Consider the following 15700-nt stretch of genomic DNA (forward strand, 5'->3'; position numbering starts at 1 on the left):
ATGTGGTCTGCTGTTTTTCTATGACTTCCTGATCGGATAGCGGAAGGCTCAATGGGAGGGGCCTGGCAACCTTGATCGTTACAACAATAGATCGCTGCTTGGAATTTCGACATTAGGGACACAAAACTTACGTAGTGCTAACATAAAAAATCAATGATACAATTCCTATAACTTGGTATTCAAGCGGCTGTACTGGACCGGATCAAGGAAGTTTTGAAATGGCGCAGTGCTTAATAAATTCATTATAAAGGAGCAAATACGATGAAAATTGGATTTCTAGTCATTGATATGCAAACTATTCATTTGCAGGGGATTGACAAACAAGTCATAGATAAAGCAAGTGAATATATCAATTATGTATCCGACATGTTTCGTTCAAAAGATCAAGTTGTCATTCATATTCAAGATATTGAAGGAATAACAGAGTCAAGTAGGGAGGCATTTAGCATAATTCCGGAAATTCATGTCATGGAAACGGATTTGATTTTAACTAAGGAATATACGAATGGATTTTGGAAGACAGAGCTGGAACAGATGCTAAAAGAACAAGGCGTTGATTTTTTAATCATTTCAGGGAATGCTGCGGAGTATTGTGTCTTGTCTACTTATAACGGAGCTATTGAAAGAGGGTTTAGCACGGTGATCCTGCAAAATGGAATCTTAAGTACCCATAATGATGTTATAACCTCAACGTACAGAGATAGAAATATTATCTCATATCCAGCAATCAAATATTTGCTGAATAAGTGAGATATGAACTATCTCCCCTGGAATATAGGATGTAGAATAATGGAATATGGTTTAGAGACGCGAGCCGGCCTGTGATAACTGCTATCATAAGCCGGCTCGTATTATAAATACGGGAACGATGATGTTAGGTGACATATCCGCAAAATAATCAAAACGGAAGCATTTCTTGATACGGGGGAGGTTGCTATGAAATCCAGGAAATCATTTATAAAAGTATTAATCACTATCATTGCTTTATGTTTGATGGTTGCAGCCGGGGGAATGATTTATTTAAATTACACGATCAAAAAATTCAACGAACTGCCCTACATCAAAAGTATCCCGATCAGCAGCCTGAGCGAAAGGGATAACCATCTCAAATCGACTATTCGTGTTGATCCGTCAGTAATATTACATGAAATTAGCCCCTTTATCTATGGAAGCAGCTGGGCGAATTGGATAGATGTTTTGCCGCCAAAAGCTGAAATAAAAATGCTTAATACATCGATTGTTAGATTCGGAGGCAATGATTTCAGCAGATTCGATCCAGTCACAGAGACTTTTTATAAGCAGGAAGGCAAACAACAGCTAAAGCATCCTATCGGGGAAGCCGCTGCCTGGTTTTCAAGCAATGGGTCTCAGGTGATCCTGCAAATCAATATGTTGGGGATTGCGAAAGACCCTGTTACCAAAGAACAGCTTTCGATTTCTTCCCCACAGGATGCGACCGGGTTTATAGAAAACATAAAGCGAGAACATGGAGTGGATATCAAATATGTAAACCTGGATAATGAACCGTTTATCTGGTCGGACACTCACCGGGATTTGCATCCGGCTCCTACTTCTTATGCTGAATATAGCAATAAATTTATCGCTTATGCAAAAGCGATAAAAGAATATGACAAAGATATAATGATCATGGGGCCGGAAAATTGCAATCCTTACTTTTACTATAGAAGCAATTCAAGCGAGGATAAAGAAAACGGAGTATGGATAGAGTATTTCCTAAAAATATGTCGCGATTACGAGAAGAATAATAATGTCAGGCTGCTGGATATTCTGTCTGTACACAGGTATCCGATTTTTCGAAAAGCGAATGGCACAGAAGTGATTGCCTCCGACCAGCAAATCCTAAACTCTGCAAAGGACTGGTGGGATGAAACCTATATAGACCCCATTGATCCTTATTACGGGAGCGGCATTATTCCAAAACTGAGAAGGATGATCGATGAAAATTATCCAAATACGAAATTGGCGATTACAGAGTATAATCTGGATTATGATTCAAACATCAAATACGACCCCGTTATCAGAGCGGTTTGGCTTGCTGATACTTTAGGCATATTTGCACAAACTGGCGTTGATTATGCAAATTATTGGAACTTGCAGGAGAGTGGCGAACAAGGGCTGATTTCAAACGGTCAACTAACGATCAACAAGGAGACATACGGCGAAAAAAGACCGTCGTTCTACAGCTTTTATTTAATGTCAAACTTTTTGAGAGGTTCATTGATAAAAGCAGAAAGCAATAACGAAAATATCAAAGTGTACAGCGCATTGGATCAGGGGAAGGTAAACATTATTGTTATAAATTCTGATGCTCAGAACGACTATCAGTCCAACATATTGGCTAATGGTCTTCTTGTGGATGGCAAGATCTATCTTTTTAAGAGCAGGTCTATCACGGTGTTTGAAGTTAAAAACGAGCAGGTGAATATATATAGCTGTGAATTTTCAGATTAACAAGAAGCAAAAGAGGATGTAATCAATACTCCATCTGTGATGAGGCCATTTGAGGCATGCGAAGAGGAAGTATACCATTGATCAATAAAAGGGAGGCAAGATTGGATTGTTTCATTTTATTAGTATAATCATACCTATGGCTATATTATTGCCTAATCTGTTTTTTTTCGTGATACCGCCTAGAAATTTACCTGATAATATGGAGGATAAAGAAAGTTTGCTTTTTAAGATGGCTGAAGGTATTGGAAGGCTTGGAGTATTCATATCGCCTATCCTTTCACCGATACAGCATGAAGAATACTACGAAGTTCTATCGCTAATTGGAATGTTCATCTTTCTGGTGCTATATTATATTGGATGGATACGGTACTTTAGGCTGGGCAGGGATTACAAGCAATTGTTCTCACCAATGATTGGAATTCCGGTACCTCTAGCCATTAGCCCGGTCTTATATTTCATTTGCGCGTCAGTCGTATTGCATTCTCCTTTATTATTGCTCAGTAGTTTGTTATTAGCGATCGGACATATCCCAATTAGCCTGAAGACTTACCAGCGAGTTAAAAAATAAAGAAATAAGTTAGGGGATTGATCTTATTATTATTAGAGGAGCAAGTAAAACAGACTACCCTCAGCTAAGACAAATATATCTTGAATCACGGCGTCAGAGCTTTCACTGGGCCAAGGCTGATGAGATGACTTTAAATGATTTTGATCAGGATACGATTGAAGAATACGTATTATTGGCTGAGGAAAATTCACAGATTCTTGGATTCGCATCCTTGTATCTACCTGATCGTTTTATTCATAATTTATTTGTACATCCCGACTTTATCGGCAAAGGGGTTGGCACTCAGTTAGTTAAGAATGCCATAGAAAAAATGGGTAAGCCAGTAAGGCTAAAGTGTGTATCTGAAAATCATAGAGCATTAATGTTCTATGAGAAAAGCGGATGGAAAAAGGTCGTTGAAGAAGGAAACCCCGGGGAGGAGTATTGGGTTCTAGTATATGAATGACAAAATGCTCCTTGAAGAGAGCTTTAGAAGTCGTGATTTTATGGAAACTAGAGTGAGGGAAATTGATATGAATATTAGAACAGTCAACGAAAACGGAATTGAAATTGCCATTATCGATAGTAGTGATATGTTGATTTATGATACGCAATCAGCTTTGGATCTGATAGCCACCATTAATTATCAAACAGGAGCAGCCCGGTTTATTCTGAGCAAATCAGCGCTGGATGAGAAATTTTTCGACTTGAAAACAGGCCTTGCAGGAGAGGTTCTGCAGAAATTTATCAATTATCAGGCTAAAGCTGCCATCATAGGTGATTTCACCATCTATCCAAGTAAAAGTCTTAGGGATTTCATATATGAGAGTAATCATGGAAAGAACATTTTCTTCTTACCTGATGAACAGCAGGCCATTGATAGACTAAGCCAGATATAGGTTATGTAATCATGACAGAAGCTCGGACAACAAACGACTCAGCCTAAGATGAGAGCAATCAAAAGGCTGGGTCATTTTTTGTGAAAATTCAAATATTTCCGGAGAGCTTAGAGTGCTGAATGAGAGACAGAATCTTCGATGAACATGGAAGAAAGAACAAGGGGATAGAGCTTCAACTTTGAAGGGGGGGGGGAATGAAAGCAAGATGGGAAGAGGTGCTGGGGAAATTGAGGCATATTTAGCTTTCAGGCCCCTGATTATTATAAGAAATAATTTTTGCGCCTTATTTTCTTAACTTACCGGGTAATGGTATATGCTTTATGGACTCAATGGGATGATACAGCAGCATCCATGGACCTGAGAAGCGCATGACTTTCTTAATTCGGTGACGATAATCCGGCTTATAGCAATGGATTGGGCACTTTGCGCAAGCGGTCTTATTTTCACCAAATTGGCAGAGGGACAGCCTTTTCATAGCATAATGATTTAAGTCCTGGCATTCCTCGCATAACTCTTCATAATGATGTTTTTTCATACAATATAGACGAATCATTTTCGAAACAATTTCTTTCTCTTTCTGAATTTTGGGACCCGTATTCAGTTGTCGTTGTTTTGCTTCTGTAATCATGGAAGTAGACCTCTTTTCGATGTGTAAAAAAATAAAGTATATGAAGCATCAGCCATATCATCTAATTCTCTAATATGCCGTCTTTTGCCTGCTTCCATTCATCTGAAAATAGAAGAAATGATAAAATATCAATGATATTTTTGATCATGACACAGAAAACCTCGTGAAAGCCATATTAATATATTTTAATCACATTTGGGATTAGTGAAATACTTTAAAGCTCCTACACCCATAGTTAATCAAAGCAAGAGAAGTGCTTTTGGAAGCTTAAGCGGAATGGCATAAGGCAAGGTGAGCTTGACGGGGGACCGGAGATTGCTGTAAAAAGGAGAGGATTTATTGAAGAAGCTGCGCTTACGGTATCTTGTATTATTAATAATTATCAGTATCTGCATCTTCGAAGTATTCCGTTTTTTTTATCCAGTAAGAATCCAACAAATCATCTCTCAAGAGAATATGGATAAGATTTATATTAGTTATTTGGCAGAAGGAAAAACGACAGCTTACTTAGTGCAAATGAATCATAAGAGTCAGATTTCTGAAATGATGAATATCCTGGATTCGGTTTCATACACTCGTGGCATTAGAAGTGCTTACTATGGCACCTACAGGAACTGCTTATATATGACGATTGTTAATCGGGATTTAAGCAACTACTCTATAAATATTTCTGAAGATGGAAAGCTTGTATCTCCCAAAAGGTTATTTCAAGCAAGAGGAAGTTTTGAGAGCTATTTTAATGACCTGGTTGAATGGATGGAAAAGTATGGAGCGATACAGCCTATCGAGAGAATTGATGCCAATCCGAGTCCGGATACGATATAGGATGAGGTAGCAGACGACATATAGAATGGAACGAGTTTATTTAGAAATAATAGATAAGATAAGTAGAGAGCAAAAGAAGAAGGGAGACCGTATGAAATGAAGGTAAAACGAATCGTGACCAATATTCAGACGAAAGATATAGAGCTGGCTAAAAAATTCTATCAAGAAGTTTTGGGGCTCGACCTATTGATGGACCATGGATGGATAGCAACCTATGGCTCAAAGGATCGGATGGACATTCAAATCAGCTTTGCGTCCCAGGGGGGTTCCGAGACGAACACGCCGGATTTATCCATAGAGGTTGATGACATCGACGAGGCCTATGCGCGAATGAAGGATGCAGGATTCAATATTGAATACGGGCCGGTAGATGAACCATGGGGTGTACGAAGATTTTACGTCCGAGACCCATATCACAACCTGGTTAATATACTTGCCCATAGAGAATAAAGTCGTAGGAGAAACGATTATTTATATTTATTTTAAAAGCAAGCTGAATATAGACATGAACCCTACTTCTTAAATCGATAAGAACAAGGGGCCGATTTTGTTATAAATGACTCCAAAGTTAGTGGATTAGTGATCACTGAAAAGGATTTATAAGCGAATAGAGACGAGAACGGAACTGTATTTGAAAAGGTAAATTAATATAAAGGACAGGGCATATGACATATAATTTGTCTTTATAAGGGATACTGGATTCCTTTATTTTGAAAATAAATTAAATTTGTAAATATACAAAATGCAATTATAGATGTAAAATAACATTACTTGAGGTTTTTTTAGCAGGCATATGAAGGATGTACGACAATATTTGTGAATAAAAGTGCAAAGTTGCGAAAGCTGCCTCAAGTAAAAGAAGGCACATTGTATGCCAATTCTAGATAGAAAACATAGGGGAGATGGGACAACCATGAAGATCAAAACAACAAGAAGAATTATGATGCTGTTAGCACTAGCGCTTATTATCAGCATAGTGGGCGTGGCCTGCAACAGCAAGACGGATCATGCCAACACAGGCAATGCGGGCAGTAAAGCATCGGAGATATCGGAGCTGTCGTTGGGTCTTCTGCCATCCATTGATGCCATTCCATTTATTATTGCTCATGAACAGGGCTTTGATCAGAAGCACGGAGTGAACCTGAATATCCAGACATTCAAGAGTGCCAAAGACCGCGATGTGGCTTTTCAAGCAGGCAAGATTGACGGGTTAAGCGCCGATCTGGTCGCCATCTCGATCTACAATGAAGCTGGACTGGATGTGAAAATCACCAGCACAACCTTCGGGGAATTTGATCTGTTGACCGGCAATAATGATATTCAGGAAGTGAAGGATCTCAAAGGGAAAACCGTGATTCTCTCCAAGAACACCTCGACGCAGTACACCGTTGCCATGATGCTGAAGCAGGCCGGACTGACGGAGAAGGACATTAACATTACCGAAGTGCCGCAAATTCCAACCCGTCTGGAGCTGCTGAAAAATAACAAAGCGGACGCCGCGATCCTGCCTGAGCCATTTGTAACTATGGGAAAAGAGTCGGGTCTACGCGTGCTTAGCTCCACGAATCAGGCTCAGGTGAATCCGTTTGTGCTGGCCTTTCCGCAGAGCGTAATAGCCGCCAAACCGGAGGCAATCCGTGCTATGTATGTGGCGTATGATGAGGCCGTTGCCTACATGCAATCCCATGATCAGAAGGATTATATTGACCTGGTAATCAAGGAAGTGGGCTATCCGGAAACCTTGAAGGATCAGATTGAGGTACCGGCTTATATTCCAGCTAATCAGGTCGATGTGAAAGAGGTTGAGTCGGCATTTGCTTGGGCTCGCGAGCAAGGTCTGCTGACAAAAGACATCACCCCCGAAGAGGTAATATCCGATGTCCAGTTCAAGAAATAACGGACTGTGCGTAAAGGAGCTTGAAGTTGAATACAAGAGCGGGGAGCTGGCGCTTGGAAGAGTGGATTTCACCTTGCCGGAGCACGGGATTTACACTATTCTCGGGCCATCCGGGAGCGGAAAATCCACGTTGCTGCGCGCTGTGTCTGGTCTCCTGCCGGAATTTCGGGGCGAGCTGCTGTTCAATGGACAGTCTCTGCGCGAGCAGGACATTTTGATCGGTCTGGTGCCGCAAAATTACGGTCTCCTGCCCTGGAAGACAGTCAAGTCCAATATCAGGGTGGCCATGAAGATTGCCCATCCTAAGGGGCAGGATCGGAGGTACCAGGAGACGCAAATCGATCGCTGGCTGTCGGCGATGGGCATCCGGGAGCTGGCGGACCGTTATCCGCTGTCGCTAAGCGGGGGGCAGCAGCAGCGGGTTGCCATTGCGCGGGCATTTGCGATTATGCCCTCTATTTTGCTGCTGGATGAGCCATTTTCTGCGCTAGATGCTATTACAAGGGAAGTGCTGCAGCAGTTGTTCCTGGACCATTGGCAGGCGAATCCTGCCACAGCGCTGTTTGTGACCCATGATGTAGATGAGGCCATCCTGCTGGGGCAGAAGATTATCGTGCTTCCATCGAGCAAGAGCGAGGTACCGGAGATTATAGACAATGAGGCGGTATTCGGACTGGAGCATGGGGAGAAGCGGGCCAGTGACGCCTTTTTTGACCAGATCAAGAGAATCAGAAAGGTAATGCAGGAGAAATGGTAAATAAACGACGTCGGCTCAATTATATTTTGAGATTATTGCTAGTGTTCTTGGGGATGCATGCGGTTTGGCATGCAGCTTATCTGCTAGTGCATCATCCGATGCTGCCCAGCCCGCTGGAGGTCTATCAGGCGATGGGGCACCTGGGCGGAAGGGATATTGTGCTGAATGTAGGCTACAGTCTGATGCGGATTTTTGCTGGAATTCTGCTAGCGTTGATCGTCGGCCTGCTGATCGGACTTCTGATGGGGCGTTCGGCGCTTTGGAACAAGCTGCTGGACCCGGTGGTATATTTAACGTATCCGGTGCCCAAGATCGCGCTGCTCCCGGTGGTTATGCTCTTCTTCGGGCTTGGTGAAACCTCCAAGATTCTTATGATTATGCTGATTCTGCTATTCCAGATTATCATTTCTGTACGGGACGGGGTAAAAGCCATTCCAGCGAACACCTATGATGTGCTGACAAGCATTGGCGCAGGGCCTGGTCAGAAATTTTGGCATGTCACTTTGCCCGGTGCGTTGTCCGTGATCCTCAGCACGATCCGCATCTCGCTTGGTACAGCTATATCAGTTCTGTTTTTTACGGAAATCTATGGTACTGAGCATGGCATGGGCTTCTTTATTATGGATGCATGGCTCAGATTGGATTATCCGCAAATGTATGCCGGGATCCTGCTGTTTAGTCTGGTCGGCTTCGTTCTGTTCCTGCTGGTGGACCTGCTGGATTACCGATTTATGAAGTGGCGGAAGTAGGGCAAATTTACGGCTAATCCCGTATTTACGCTGTAGGGCTTCCGCCTCTGGATTACCAGGTTGTATAATCGTGGACAACAAACGCCCCAGCCTTAGATAAGAGCTATCTATGGCTGGGGCGTTTGGCAATTATAAGGTAGTTTTCTGAAATGAAGGGAGAAGAAAATATGACTCAATTCCCTATAGTAGAAACTGACCTTTGATGGTAAGAACTGCGGAGTTGTTACTCATTGCCCAAGCCCCATAGATTGACGATAAGTCACAGGGGATACCCCGGTAATGTCTTTGAAAACGCGATAGAAGGTGGGCAGGCTTTGGAAGCCACATTCAAAGGCAATATTGGTGACTGCCTTATCGGTCCCCGTCAATGCTCGTTTGGCAGCTTGGACACGTAGCAGAGATAAGTAATCAGAGAAGCGGTACCCGGTCGTTTCCAGAAATGCACGACTGAGGCGGGATGCACTTATGCCCAGCTCCTCCGCCAGCCCCACCAAACTCAGCGGTTCATGATATCGCCGTTCCACCAAAGCGGCTAAAGATTGCGCGTGACGAACCGTTTGTACCATCGCCTGCCGCTCGTCATCACTGAGCAGTTCGTTGTAATGTCTAAGCAGGCGGCCGCATAACTGGACAAGCGCGCTTTTCGCCATCGCCAAATAGCCGGGGGATTTCTCACGAAGCTCCTCCGCTATTACATGAATCCAGGGCGTAAGCTCCCTGGCAAGCGGCGAGCTGCCGGTGATATGATTGCGAAATTGAGTAGATCGATAAGAGAAGGGCAGTAAAAGACCCGGCTCCTCTGCTAACAGCAGCGCCGGATCAAAGTTAATGAAGAGATAGCGGCTTGGATCCTTCGGGTCAGATTGAGCGATATGATGTTCCTCGTTGTTGACGATAAATAAGTCGCCAGGACTGGCCGTATAGCGTTTGCTGCCAAAGAAGAAGCAGCCTTTGCCTGATAGGCAGAGGCCAACTTCCAGACTTGAATGCATATGGGGCGATTGTCGATTCGTAGCAGGCGTCCATTCGAAAGCATTGATCGGAATTGGGTGATCGTATGTTATATGCAGTCTCATTTTCCGTCGCCCCCTGATCTTAATCATGGTATATGGCAAGTATACAATAAGAGCTGCTCTTGTGGTTGTACAATTATCCCAGATTGTTCATAGTGGAAGCCTGGATTACGAAGCCAAGATTCGCATTGTCCTTGTGCTGGGTAGGTAATACTCCTTTGGCTGATTGCTCCAGTATAAATTTTACTGCTGAAGTTTTCGGAAAACATCATAGCTCCTTTGAGCACATTCTGAGATGGCGATCGGGTGGAAGCCGCTGATATCGGCATACAAAGTATCGTTTAGCGGCTTGATCCAGCCTTCAGGCAGCCTAGACGCTCCAAGCGATGCGCCGAGGATGGAGCCAACGGTGGCGCCATTGCAATCAGTGTCCCAGCCACCCAGAACGGCTGTAGTGATTCCCTTCTCAAAATTGCCGCCGGAATGAATGAGCGCAGCCGCGCATAATGCGGCATTATTATTCGTATGCACACAGTGATAATGCTTAAAGGCATCCCAAATTTTCTCAACCAGTTCTAGCTGACCTGGCGTTTCTTCAGCAATTTGGACCGCCAGTCTAATATCTTCTGCCAGCCGGCTGCGCTGCGGAATCTCACTTAACCCGATCTCAATGATCCGCTTTACATCGCTCTCAACGAATGCGGCTGCAATCATGGCAGAGCAGAACATGGCACCATAAATCCCATTTTTCACATGAGAGAAAGAAGCATCGCGCCAAGCAAGTTCAGCAGCAAGCTGAGGCCGGCCGGCAGCGCCATATGCATAGCCGTCTACGCGGATTTGAGCACCGATCCATTCCCGGAAAGGGTTCAGATAGGAACGTACCCACTGGATATGCTTCTCCCAGTCATCGGGCTGATCGCCGCTAATATGCGAAGTAACTCGGGCAAAATTCAGGTATGCCTGTGCTTCAGCTGTGAACACCTGACCGAAGGATAGGCGACGATGCCACATCTTGCCAACATCCCAGGAGTTAAATTCTAGACCACGCTCCTCAAGCATGAGCAGTCCAAGCACGGTGTATCGAATATCATCATCCGTCTCCATAAAACGGATATGCTCCCGGCAGCTGGCCAGACTGCTCCAGTGGGCAATATGGATGTCATAATGAGACTCGGCGGTCGATTTACTTGGAGTATAGTGTCGAATCGGCCACTGCCCGGCGCCTTCGAACCAGAGCTTAATATTTTGCCAGCCGGGTCTGCCTTCTGATCCCTGCATGAAGGGTGGAGCCTCCAAGGGTTTGCCCAAGGCGCAACCGGCTGCACGGCCAAGCCAGGCCCCATAAAACTTGTCTTGCCATACTTCGTTGCGCCAGTCACCCTGAATCATACGCGGCCCTTCAGGGCGTTCAGCGCGAATTGCTTCCAAATCTGATGGCTCGGTATACTTAAATTCAGGACTTATTTCCAGTGCCGTTAATTCATGGTAGATCTCCATAATTCGGGCTTCATCCTGATCGGCTGCTCCCAGCCGTTCCATGAAACCTGTTACATGGCAGCCTTCTTCCCCACGCTGCTGTATTTCGTGTCTGACAAGTTCTTGCAGTCCAATCCATTTGGTCATAACGGATTCCTCCATAATGTGGTGAATTTTCTTTATCACTGATTATAGCCAGCATTGCCGCTTGCGACTTCTCAAATAATGAAAGCGATATTCTCATTTTTTGCGTACTGAGTATAGTTGGCCACAAAGCAGCTTCTGCTTGCATAACATTCTGTAGACTGGTACGCTTGGAGAAGCTCAGACAACACAGGACCCAGCCTAGGATAGAAGCTATCTGAGGCTGTTTTTTTGTCTTTTAATAGAAAGAGATATAGGGGAGTCATGGTGGAAGGAACAGGGAATCGGCCCTGTTTGGCTGGAACTTGACAAGTAGGGATGGCATTCCCAAAGGAACTAAGTACTTTCAAGTTACCGCTGGGAACGGGGTTATTCTAAAATCCTCCCAATCATCCTCATTCATATGTTGTAAAAAGCTACGCATAAATCAATTATATGTCATGGACGTCCTACTTTTTGTGTCTGAAAGTCTACGAATAAAAATCTAATATGAGGTGCTAAATGAATGATCAGTTAATCCAGGCCGCCAAACAATTAGCCATAAGTACTATTCGCCAAGCCGGGCGGGTGGCTAAAGACAAGTTTGATAATTTTACCGTATTGAGAGCAAAAGATGAGTTTGGGGATGTGGTGACTGAAGTGGATCATATCTGTGAGGATATTATCATTAAGCCAATTCGAGAGACCTTTCCCAGTCATCAAATACATAGTGAAGAAGCGGGAGAAATCGGCTCGAATGACGAGTGGTTATGGTTAATCGATCCTCTAGATGGCACTAATAATTTCGCTATTGGTTTACCGGTTTTTACGACATCCATTACGCTCATGTACAGAAGAGAGCCTGTGCTTGGAGTGATATATGAGCCATTGACGGATCGTCTATTTGTATCTGCTCTTGGAGAAGGTGCATTCTGCAATAGTCGTCCCATGCGAGTGCAGAGCAACCCTAACATAGTCAAAGGAAATATTGGCTGGATTCAAGGACATAAAGTGCAAAATGACCCAAGAGCAGTGAATCTAAGGCAATGCATGGATCTTAAATTTAAAAGAATGATGAGATTATGGGCGCCGACACTGCAATGGTGTATGCTTGCCAAAGGAGATATCGATGGAATAGTGCTGTACAATTCTGAAGGTGATGACCTGTATTCCGGTCTTTTGATGGTCAAGGAAGCCGGAGGGATTGTTGTTGATTTTGATGGGAATCCGTTCACTGGAATGAAAGAGGAACCTTATGTAATAGCCTGTCATCCGGATAATAAAGAAGAATTGCTCCATATTGTGAGGGAAGGACTACAGTGAGGGAATGAGATGCCCTTGACTAACAGGATCGCACGTACCAAACGGTCAAAAGGGACCGTTAGAGCAATGAAAATCAACTTTACTCTTCTAAGGGACAACTTTGACCATTAGAAGCGAAAAATACGATTTTCGCGACCTAATGCCCTTGTAACGGACCTTATTGTCCGTTACAAGGGCAATGTTCTAAGAATCAACGCTAACGGTCAATAGTGTCCGGATAGCAGGTCAACATATAGGGATGTCAATATTTTGATCCCTCTTGAGCTTTATTTTTGCTTCATCTGTGCTAGTTTCCCCTCACTCATCCCGTAAATGACATCGGCTATGGTGGTTACTTTTTTGGAGTGTGTAACGATGATGATGCATTTGCCTTCCTGATGAGCAAGTGAAGTGAAAATATCTAAGATGGCTTCCTCTGTCGCGCTATCCAGATTGCCCGTCGGCTCGTCGGCGATGATAATATCGGGATTATGCGATATTGCCCGGGCAATTCCCACACGCTGCTGCTCGCCACCGGATAACCTGAGTATTTTTCTGTCCGCCGTTTCTCGGTCAATGCCAACCTTTTCAAGCAAAGCATAGGCATACGCTTTTTTATCCTTCTCGGAGCTGCCATTGATATTCATGGAAAGTACAATGTTCTCAATAGCGGTCGCATTGGTAAGGAGATTAAAGCTCTGAAATACCACGCCAATTCCTTTGGATCTGTATTCGTCACGGTCTAGCTTTTTCAGGTCCTGATCGTTATGCAGGATAGTTCCATCCGTACATACATCAAGCCCGGAAATTAAGGAAAGCAAAGTTGACTTGCCGGATCCGGACTTGCCAACGATCGTATGAACCTTTCCAGGCTCAAAAGAGGCGTTCACTCCTTTAAGAACATTTTTCTTCGTACCTTCATATCTGTAAAATACATTTTTTACCGTAAGTACACTCATTGTATTGTCACCTAGTTCCTTTCCATAAGTATTTTGATCGGCTCATACTTTGTGATCTTACTGATGGAGACGAATCCGGCAAATGAAGCCAGCAGAATAGAAATGGCGATAATTTCCGATATCGTAACAAAGTCCAGTGAAATTTTCATTTCGGACAACGGGTTCGCACTCGTCTGTGCTCCTCCCAATTGCGCACCGCCTAATTGCATGCCTCCTGGACCCATCATCATAGCCCCTTGCGCTGCGTTTGATTGTGCCGTCTCAGCTTGATTTTGCAGCAACATGTCAGATACAGGCTGTGCGGCAACAGTGCCTGCTGCTAGTCCAATGACAAGGCATAAACAGGTAACTGTAAAAATTTCAAACCAGAGTCCAAGTGCTACTTTCGCTTTTTTCATCCCCATCGCCCGAAGCACACCGATCTCATATTTGCGCTCTCGGATCGAGATCGAAGCTAACAGTAGTAAAATAATGGAGCCAAGGATGATAACCACGACCATAAAGGTGATGGAAATGCTCTTTAATCCCTCTACAGGTTTTACTACTTTTTCATAGGATGCTGTGTCCGTATTTACATTAAAGAGATCGTCAAGTCCTTTTGCTCTAACCTCGGCTTCAAATGGCTCCAGCATCTCGGGACTTTTCAGATAATAGGTTACACTTACATTTACCCCGGTCTCGCTGGTCTTGCGCTGGGCGATTAATGTATCAAGCGTGGTCAGAATCTCGTTGCGTCTATTAAATCCTGCGGATTTAGGCATATTGTCATTGGCATATTCATCGGTCAGGTCATGGTAAACACCAACAACGGTTAAGGGGTAAGTAACCTCGCGCTGTAAGCGAACGGTTCCCATTCCGGTGATGGACGCGGTATATTCAATACCATCTACGGTGACCTTATCACCTTCCTGGACATTGTCGGAACTCATATCAGCGGGGGCATCAACACTCATATTAGCTGTAAAAGTGATTATATCGCCGAGGCCAAGACTGTTTAAGTCACGAAGCTCGTCGCTAATCACCCCTTCGCCGTCTGACTCTGGCAATCTGCCACTTTCAAGGCTTCTGAGTCCCTCGTTGAACTCTTCCCAGCTATCTCCCATGAGCTTATAATTTCCGTTCATTCCGGGGCTCCTCATCATACCGCCTTCACCAGCAATAGAGGTAGACCCTGTTCCCGACGAATTAGAGTCATCTTGGTCAATCGCTTGTATATCCGCATTGTTTGCCATAATCGAACCCGTTGCAAGACTCTCTTTAAGGTATTCCGAATTGGCGAACTGCAGCAACTGTTCCGAAGGAATCTCAGGTTTTTTGATCATTACCCTGCCGTCTGTAGAATTTTTCTGCGCGTCTTCCATCACCTTCTGCATGTCAGGCGTAATATATACCTCTGAGGCAAAGCGCTCTTTATAGTCCGCAATAACTGCCGCAGAGGTATTATTAATGATTAAAGATACGACGGTTGTCAGTATGATCACAAAAATAATCGCACCGATCATCAGATTTCTACCTTTGTTTCGCATCAAATTTTTGAGTGCATTTTGTAAAATAAACATGCTAATAAACTCCTTTGCCCCTTTTTATTTTCCATGCTCCGTATCTACGACTTCAAATCCATCAAAGAATTCATCCAGTTCGTCGTCTGCCGAAGCTTTTGGCTGGAATGGCCATGACATATTACGACGAGGATCGGATGGCTGATTCGCAGCAAGTCTTAAGTGAAGCATGCCGGCGGTCAGCAATACCGCTGTAAAACCAACGATAGTAATGACATAGGCAAGAACCTGCGGTATGAAATCATGCCAGTAGTAATCGGATGTTTGTTCCGCTGTAGCGCCCTGCAAGGCGGCATTGTCCAGCATTTCAAGCTGTGGCGGGATGTACAGGATGAGCTGCCATACGCCCAAAGCAAGAATAATACCGGATAGTCCAAAGATCATGACGCTCGTTAAAGTTTTTTTCACTATCTATTTTCCTCCTCATAGAATTCATATTGATTATTTAAAAGGACAAACCTTTAACCAACCTTAAATCGTAACTCCAAGCA

General features: G+C 43.9%; 16 protein-coding genes. 10 read left to right on the plus strand and 6 right to left on the minus strand.

From position 1 onward, the window contains the following. Window positions 1–261 precede the first annotated feature (261 nt). The 4 genes from DMN77_RS12375 (at window position 262) to DMN77_RS12390 (ending at window position 3918) form a co-directional block, all read left to right on the plus strand. Window positions 262–750 (plus strand): isochorismatase family protein, encoded by a 489-nt coding sequence (locus DMN77_RS12375; RefSeq protein WP_179015187.1) that lies wholly within the window; start codon window positions 262–264, stop codon window positions 748–750. A gap of 186 nt (window positions 751–936) precedes the next feature. Further along, a complete protein-coding gene (locus tag DMN77_RS12380; protein ID WP_179015189.1) occupies window positions 937–2472 on the plus strand; it encodes a glycoside hydrolase family 44 protein in 1536 nt (511 codons plus the stop codon). A gap of 593 nt (window positions 2473–3065) precedes the next feature. Continuing rightward, window positions 3066–3485 (plus strand): GNAT family N-acetyltransferase, encoded by a 420-nt coding sequence (locus DMN77_RS12385; RefSeq protein WP_068780238.1) that lies wholly within the window; start codon window positions 3066–3068, stop codon window positions 3483–3485. A 67-nt stretch (window positions 3486–3552) separates the two neighbouring features. Beyond that, the gene (locus DMN77_RS12390) at window positions 3553–3918 is read left to right on the plus strand and encodes a DUF4180 domain-containing protein (RefSeq protein WP_179015274.1); all 366 of its coding nucleotides are present in this window, start codon (window positions 3553–3555) and stop codon (window positions 3916–3918) included. 283 nt (window positions 3919–4201) lie between these two features. On the opposite strand, the gene DMN77_RS12395 is transcribed toward DMN77_RS12390, so the two are convergent. Beyond that, window positions 4202–4546: a nitrous oxide-stimulated promoter family protein gene (locus tag DMN77_RS12395; protein ID WP_068780239.1), complete on the minus strand. Its 345-nt coding sequence runs from the start codon at window positions 4544–4546 to the stop codon at window positions 4202–4204. Window positions 4547–4885: 339 nt separating this feature from the next. On the opposite strand from DMN77_RS12395, the gene DMN77_RS12400 reads away from it, so the two are divergent. The 5 genes from DMN77_RS12400 (at window position 4886) to DMN77_RS12420 (ending at window position 8774) form a co-directional block, all read left to right on the plus strand. Beyond that, a complete protein-coding gene (locus DMN77_RS12400; RefSeq protein ID WP_179015190.1) occupies window positions 4886–5371 on the plus strand; it encodes a hypothetical protein in 486 nt (161 codons plus the stop codon). Window positions 5372–5467: 96 nt separating this feature from the next. Further along, window positions 5468–5821 (plus strand): VOC family protein, encoded by a 354-nt coding sequence (locus DMN77_RS12405; protein WP_068780241.1) that lies wholly within the window; start codon window positions 5468–5470, stop codon window positions 5819–5821. A 463-nt stretch (window positions 5822–6284) separates the two neighbouring features. Continuing rightward, window positions 6285–7268, plus strand: a complete 984-nt coding sequence (locus tag DMN77_RS12410) for an ABC transporter substrate-binding protein (protein ID WP_179015197.1) — start codon at window positions 6285–6287, stop codon at window positions 7266–7268. After that, window positions 7249–8025 (plus strand): ABC transporter ATP-binding protein, encoded by a 777-nt coding sequence (locus DMN77_RS12415; RefSeq protein WP_179015204.1) that lies wholly within the window; start codon window positions 7249–7251, stop codon window positions 8023–8025. Before DMN77_RS12410 ends, DMN77_RS12415 begins: the two co-directional genes overlap by 20 nt. Beyond that, on the plus strand, window positions 8019–8774 hold the full coding sequence (locus DMN77_RS12420; RefSeq protein WP_068780244.1) for an ABC transporter permease: 756 nt from the start codon (window positions 8019–8021) through the stop codon (window positions 8772–8774). Before DMN77_RS12415 ends, DMN77_RS12420 begins: the two co-directional genes overlap by 7 nt. A gap of 227 nt (window positions 8775–9001) precedes the next feature. On the opposite strand, the gene DMN77_RS12425 is transcribed toward DMN77_RS12420, so the two are convergent. Continuing rightward, window positions 9002–9850, minus strand: coding sequence for an AraC family transcriptional regulator (locus DMN77_RS12425; protein ID WP_179015205.1), 849 nt, complete (start codon window positions 9848–9850; stop codon window positions 9002–9004). A gap of 180 nt (window positions 9851–10030) precedes the next feature. Beyond that, complete coding sequence (locus DMN77_RS12430; protein ID WP_068780246.1) at window positions 10031–11413, minus strand: ADP-ribosylglycohydrolase family protein; 1383 nt, start codon at window positions 11411–11413, stop codon at window positions 10031–10033. Window positions 11414–11911: 498 nt separating this feature from the next. Here DMN77_RS12430 and DMN77_RS12435 point away from each other — a divergent pair, with 498 nt between their 5' ends. Then, complete coding sequence (locus DMN77_RS12435; protein ID WP_179015207.1) at window positions 11912–12712, plus strand: inositol monophosphatase family protein; 801 nt, start codon at window positions 11912–11914, stop codon at window positions 12710–12712. Window positions 12713–12978: 266 nt separating this feature from the next. Here DMN77_RS12435 and DMN77_RS12440 read toward each other — a convergent pair whose 3' ends face one another. From DMN77_RS12440 to DMN77_RS12450, 3 genes are read right to left on the minus strand one after another with little or no spacing between them, the layout of a single operon-like run. Beyond that, window positions 12979–13650 (minus strand): ABC transporter ATP-binding protein, encoded by a 672-nt coding sequence (locus tag DMN77_RS12440; protein WP_068780248.1) that lies wholly within the window; start codon window positions 13648–13650, stop codon window positions 12979–12981. A gap of 11 nt (window positions 13651–13661) precedes the next feature. Next, the gene (locus tag DMN77_RS12445) at window positions 13662–15209 is read right to left on the minus strand and encodes an ABC transporter permease (RefSeq protein ID WP_179015209.1); all 1548 of its coding nucleotides are present in this window, start codon (window positions 15207–15209) and stop codon (window positions 13662–13664) included. A 24-nt stretch (window positions 15210–15233) separates the two neighbouring features. Then, on the minus strand, window positions 15234–15617 hold the full coding sequence (locus DMN77_RS12450) for a hypothetical protein (protein ID WP_068780250.1): 384 nt from the start codon (window positions 15615–15617) through the stop codon (window positions 15234–15236). Window positions 15618–15700 lie beyond the last annotated feature (83 nt).

This window comes from Paenibacillus sp. 79R4 (genome assembly GCF_013393165.1).
GTDB lineage: Bacteria > Bacillota > Bacilli > Paenibacillales > Paenibacillaceae > Fontibacillus.